At 74.3% G+C, this 3,923-nt stretch carries 3 protein-coding genes; all 3 read right to left on the bottom strand.

Annotated features, from left to right (window positions below):
* Window positions 1–161: 161 nt before the first annotated feature.
* The gene (locus tag VGH76_RS25390) at window positions 162–458 is read right to left on the bottom strand and encodes a hypothetical protein (RefSeq protein ID WP_331559548.1); all 297 of its coding nucleotides are present in this window, start codon (window positions 456–458) and stop codon (window positions 162–164) included.
* 503 nt (window positions 459–961) lie between these two features.
* Window positions 962–1,468 (bottom strand): helix-turn-helix transcriptional regulator, encoded by a 507-nt coding sequence (locus VGH76_RS25385; protein ID WP_331559549.1) that lies wholly within the window; start codon window positions 1,466–1,468, stop codon window positions 962–964.
* Between the two features lie 584 nt (window positions 1,469–2,052).
* Window positions 2,053–3,750 carry an AAA family ATPase gene (locus tag VGH76_RS25380; protein WP_331559547.1) on the bottom strand — a complete coding sequence of 566 codons (1,698 nt, stop codon included), beginning with the start codon at window positions 3,748–3,750 and terminating at the stop codon, window positions 2,053–2,055.
* Window positions 3,751–3,923 lie beyond the last annotated feature (173 nt).

Raw genomic sequence — 3,923 nt, 5'->3', positions numbered from 1 at the left:
GGTGGCAAACCCCGCACCTTCTGGCGCCGACGGTGCCGAACCGCACCGGCCGAGCCCGAACTCCGTTGCGCCGGCAGGGAGTCGGGGGCCGGCGTCGGAGCACGGCGTCCCGCCGGCGCCATCGAAAGAAGGCGACCCTAGGAATTTGGTCCCACGTGTACCTAGCTTGCCGGACCCATGGCGATGGAGCGAACTCTGTTGCGGGCCTGCTCCGCCGCACCCGCGTCCTCGCTGGTACCGACGACTTCGATGAAGGTTCGTCCGTCGACGCCGATGCACGAGACCAAGACCGCAACCCCCGCGCCGTCGAGCGTGCCGGCACCCCCGATGTGAGGCGGAGAGTTGAAGGTTACTTGCAGGCCCGTCTCCCCGATGGCGAACTGCGCATCCCTCAGGGCTTCGTCGACGGACTTGGCTCGAGTGTCGGAGCCAACCTGGATGTTTGGGGCCTGTGACATGATCTCCTCGCTGTCTCTTCGGCCTGCAGTGGCGAGACGAATGTCCGGCCTCTCCCTGCCTTCTGGCTACGGAGTGCATTGAGAAGCACCCGTTTGCAGCGCTGGGCCAGCCTAAAGGCGTAGATCCCGCGCTTGACTTCCGTTACGAAGGGTGGTTAGGCGGACCCGGAGTGGGAGCGCGCCGCCACCCAGGCCGATGTTCCTCACGGCATCCCGCGCTGTACAAGCGCCGCCGCTCGGAGGAGGAGCGGCGGAGCACAGGCCGACGGGCCGATGGTGGGAAATCACCGTGACGTAATGCTCGGCTGCGCCGCCTAGGAGTGAGTTTGTGCGCCTGGACTCGGCGGGCGTTGATGCCGTGCACCGCCGTGGAGTCCAGCTCTCGGCAGCCGAGCGCCCGATCCCAGCGCAGCCACGCGCGCATGGATGGCCACGCCGTGCGCCCGGTCCTCGTGGGCCTGGTGGTCCCAGCACAGCATGTCGTGCAGAAGCTCATGAGCGTCTCAGGCCTGCTGGACCCGATCGCGCAGCGCCCGTCGGTCCCTGACGCCGAGCTTGCCGTAGACGTTGCGCAGGTGGTATTCGACGGTTTTCGACGAGACGAAGAGCTCGGCGGCGATCTCGGGGTTCGTCCAGCCGCGCCCGACCAGAGATGTGATCTCCCGCTCGCGGTCGGTGAGCCCGTCGGCCCACCGCCGGGGCCCAGTGACGTTCTCGCGGTCGGGGTCGGAGCCGACATCGGCGGTGAGCTCGGCGAGGCAGCGCTCGAGGAACGGCCGGGCGCCCAGTCGGCTGTAGGCGTCCGCGGCGCCGCCCAGCGCGGCCCGCCCCGCCTGCGGCTCGCCGACCCGCAGCAGGAACAGCCCGTGGGCGTGGCGCAGCCGTGTCCGGTACCAGCCCGGCTCGCCGCCGTCGGAAGGGAGCGCCAGCCCGGCCTCGAGGGCCCAGCGGGCGCCGGAGAGGTCACCGCGGGCGGCCGCGAGGCGCCCACCGAGCCACGCCCGCGCCACCGGGAGACAGCTGCCCGCGGACGGCACGCTCTCGAGCGCCGTGAGCGTGCGCGCCGCGTCCTCCCACCGTCCGGTGTCGATCTGGCTGTCGGCCAGGCTCGGCAGCCACCACCCCGAGTAGAGGTGGACGCGGTCGGCCTCCACGACGTCCGGCGTCAGGGAGCCCAGCGCGGTCGCTGCGTCCTCCGCGCGGTCGTCGGCCTGACAGATTGCCGCGTGGGCCAGCGTGAGGTGCACGCGCGGCCCGAGGAAGTCCGCGGCCGTGGTCAGCTCCGTGGCCCGGCTTAGCTCGAGGTGCGCCGCGTCCCGCTCGCCGCGCCCGGCGTAGAGGATCACCGACAGCGACCGCAGCGCGGCGTGGTCGAAGCTGCGGCCGTGCAGGGTGGCGGCCTCGAACGCCGCGTCGAGCTCCCGCCGGGCCGCGTCCCATTCCCCGAGCAGGTAGGCGCACCAGACCAGGTGGACTTGGGCCGACACCCCGAGGAGGTGGGCGAGCGGCGTGCCGCGGCGTCGGGCGACGACCTGCAGATCCGCGGTCGCCGGAGCGAGCCGGCCGAGCAGCCCCCGCAGGATGCCCCGGTAGGTCAGAGCGGCCAGCTCGCTCGGGACCGCCCGGGTCGGCTCGTCGGGGAGGAACGCGAGCTCGTCGAGGCCCGCCGCCGGCCCGTCAGTGAGCGCGGCCCCGGCGGCGAGGAAGGCGCGGGCGACCGGAACCAGGCGGGCGTTCTCGGGTACCAGGTGCATCGCGCGGGTCGCCGCCGCAGTGGCCTCGTCGCCTGCACCGAGCATGGCATGCACGTAAGCGAGCTCGAGGTCGAGGCGCGCCACCGACCGGGGAGGGTCGCCATCGTCCACACCCGACCGCGCCGCCGTGAGCAGGTCTCGCGCGGCGGCGACCTCGTTGCGGGCGAAGGCCAGAAGCCCGAGCAGCTCCGAGCGGGCCGGCGAGTCGGGGAGATCGTCGACGACGCTCGCGTGCTGCAGGGCGTGCCCTCGCGGGCGGCGTAGACCAGCAGGCGGACGGCCTCCGTGAGCCTCCGCGTCGCGGACACGGCGTCGGGGCTGCGGGCCGAGGCCCACTGCAGATACTCCGCCGCGGTGACCAGGGCCCCGCGCTCGAACTCGGTCGTCGCGGCTTGTTCCAGGTCGTCGGCGAGCCCGGCGTCCGGGCCGTCGGTGCTCCCCACGAGGTGGCGCCACCGCGCGGGCCCGTCGACGAGGCGGGCGACGCGCCCGTGCAGCCCGCGGCGGCGCGCGGCCGGTAGGCTCCCGTACACGGCGTCGCGGGCCAGCGCCGACCGGTACGCGAGGATCTCGTCGGTCTCGTCGACCTGCGCCTCGAGGAGGCCCTCGCGGACGAGCGGGGCGCAGTCCTCGGAGACCGTGTCGCGGCCCGTGAGCGCCCGCAGGAGCCGCACCGGCGCGGGGGCACCCACCACGGCGAGCGCCTCGAGCGCCTCCCGCGGAGCGGCCGGCAGCCGCGCCAGTCGCCGACGCAGGCTCGTGACGAGGGAGCCCGGCGGGCGGGGCCGGCCGAGCCGGTAGCGCTCGGATAGGCCGCCGTCGGCGAGCACCGCCCGGACGTACATCGGGTTGTCGTCGGTCTCCTCCCGCAGGCGCCGGGCCGACCACGTGGTGACGTCGGGGTCGACCTCGTTGGCCAGGTCGGTGATCTCGTCGACCGTGAGACCCCGCAGCGTCATCCGGACCGTGTCCAGCGGCCACGCGTCGCCACTCGGCGGCTCGAGCCAGTCGTCCGGCCGGTCGTGACCGACGAGCACGGCCATCACTCGCAGCGGATGCAGGCGGCGCAGCAGACGGCGCAGCACACCGAGCGACTCGGGGTCCGCGCGGTGCAGGTCGTCCGCCACGAACAGCACCGGCCGGGCGTCGTCGAGCTCGTCGAAGGCGGCGAGCAGCGCCGAGGCACTCCGCGGGGACAGCCCGTCGGGCATCTCGGGCGGGACCGCGGCCGCGGCGGCACCGGCCGCCCGGGCCGCGGCCAGACAGCTTTCCAGCAGGGCACCCGGCCGGCTGGGCCCCTCGCCCGGCGCGACCGCCCGCACGACGGTCATGGTCTCGGCTCCAGCGTCGGAGCCGGACCCGCCGACCCGCCGTCGGAGCCGGTCGACGAGCTCGGACTTGCCGATGCCGGCCGGCCCGGTAATCAGCACCGGCGGGGGCGGGCCCGCGCGTGCCTGCCGCGCCACCTCGAGCAGCCGGGTGAGCTCGCCCGCTCGCCCGACCCCCTCCACACCGCCGGGGACGAGAGCCTCGACCACCTGCCCCACCCCCGAGACCGCGACACGACTAAGGATTCTGCCTGGGGCGAGCCGCTGCGGGGCCGACGATTCTGGAGGAGTCGCCCGGGCGGCCGCCGACGACAGCGCGACCCCCCGAACCCCCTAAGGGCGGGACGCGGAGGTTGGACCGGCACCGACAGCGGGCGCCGGCG

The organism is Actinomycetospora sp., assembly GCF_036497585.1.
In the GTDB taxonomy this organism is placed as follows: domain Bacteria; phylum Actinomycetota; class Actinomycetes; order Mycobacteriales; family Pseudonocardiaceae; genus Actinomycetospora.
Note: the sequence above shows the minus strand (reverse complement) of the source record. Positions and strands in the feature narration are given on the sequence as shown.

Bases quoted from the DNA above. Each gene is read 5' to 3' on its own strand.
- VGH76_RS25390 (WP_331559548.1), bottom strand. From the start codon at position 458: ATGTCACAGGCCCCAAACATCCAGGTTGGCTCCGACACTCGAGCCAAG.